This is a genomic window from Caulobacter sp. HMWF025, assembly GCF_003060965.1.
Lineage (GTDB): Bacteria > Pseudomonadota > Alphaproteobacteria > Caulobacterales > Caulobacteraceae > Caulobacter.
In genome coordinates this window covers 1-1422 of sequence record NZ_QAII01000100.1, presented here as the reverse complement: position 1 = coordinate 1422, position 1422 = coordinate 1, and the positions used below count along the sequence as shown (strand labels likewise).

1 protein-coding gene is annotated in these 1422 nt (G+C 74.3%); it reads right to left on the bottom strand.

All coding sequences use genetic code 11. The features are described from left to right. Positions 1–1398 (bottom strand): L-aspartate oxidase (locus DBR10_RS10825; protein WP_233243374.1); only part of this gene is annotated, 1398 nt, incomplete at its 3' end. Positions 1399–1422: the final 24 nt, after the last annotated feature.

The window sequence follows — 1422 nt, the reverse complement described above, 5'->3', positions numbered from 1 at the left end:
GCGGGCCAGGGCGGCGTCGACGATCAGGCGGGCGGCGATCAGGGTCGGGCAGGGGCCGTGGATGGCCTCGAGGGCGTCTATCTCGGCCAGCAGCCGGGTCAGGCCCCTGGCGTCGCGGATGACGCCCGCGTCGCGGCTCATGGCCTGGCGCAGGGTCTGCAGGGCCGCATCCGGCAGATCGGGCAGGGGCTCCAGCGACACCGGCGGGCCGCAGATGGCCTTGTCAGCCGCCGCCGCGCGACCGGCCCGGGCTCCGAACACGGCCGCTTCCAGCAGGCTGTTGGAGGCCAGACGATTGGCCCCCTGAACGCCGGTCGAGGCGCACTCGCCGGCGGCATAGAGGCCCGGCAGGTTGGTGGTACCGTCCAGGTCGGTGGCCACCCCGCCCATGTGATAGTGCACCGCCGGCGTCACCGGGATCGGCTGGACGCGCGGGTCGATGCCCGCGCTCATGCAGGCGGCGAACACGGCCGGGAACTCGTGCGGGAAGTGGTCGCCGACCGCCGTCGTGGCGTCGAGGACCGCGCCGCGTCCGGCCTGGCGCTCGGCATGGATGGCGCGGGCCACCACGTCGCGCGGGGCCAGTTCCCTGGCCGGGTGATAGTCGGCCATGAAGGCGCGGCCGTTAGCGTCGCGCAGGATCGCGCCCTCGCCGCGCAGGGCCTCGGTGGCCAGGGGCGCAGGGTCGCGACCGATGTCGATAGCGGTGGGGTGGAACTGCACGAACTCGGGGTCGGCGATGGTGGCCCCGGCCAGGGCGGCCAGGCCCAGGCCTTCGCCGCGTACTTCGGCCGGGGTGGTGGTCACGGCATAGAGGCCGCCGATGCCGCCGGTGGCCAGGATGACGGCGGACGCGATGATCTCGACCAACTGGCCGTCGATCTCTGCAATCAGCCCAACGACGCGACCTGTCGCGTCCTGAAGAAGCCGGCGGGCGCGGGCGTTTTCGCGGATCTCGATAGAGGGCGTGACGCGCACAGCGGCGATGACGGCGGCCATGATCGCCGCCCCGGCCCCGTCGCCACCGACGCGGGCCACGCGGGCCTTGCTGTGGGCGGCCTCGAGGCTGAGCACGAAGTCGTCGCCCGTCCTGTCGAACGGCGCGCCGAGGGCGGCCAGGGCCCGCACGGCGGCGGGACCCTCACGGGTCAGCAGGGCCACGGCCTGCGGATCGCACAGGCCGGCCCCGGCGGCCAGGGTGTCGGCTGCGTGCAGTTCGGGGGCGTCGTCACCCGACAGCGCCGCCGCCATGCCGCCCTGCGCCCAGGCGCTGGAGCAGCCGGTCGCCAGCGGGGTGGGCGACAGGACGAGGGCCTTTTTCGCGGCGAGCGCGGCGGTGAGCCCGGCAAGACCCGCCCCGAGGATCACGGGGCCGTCGAAGATGAGGCGGTCGGTCATGTCACACTCCACTCCCTTCCCCCT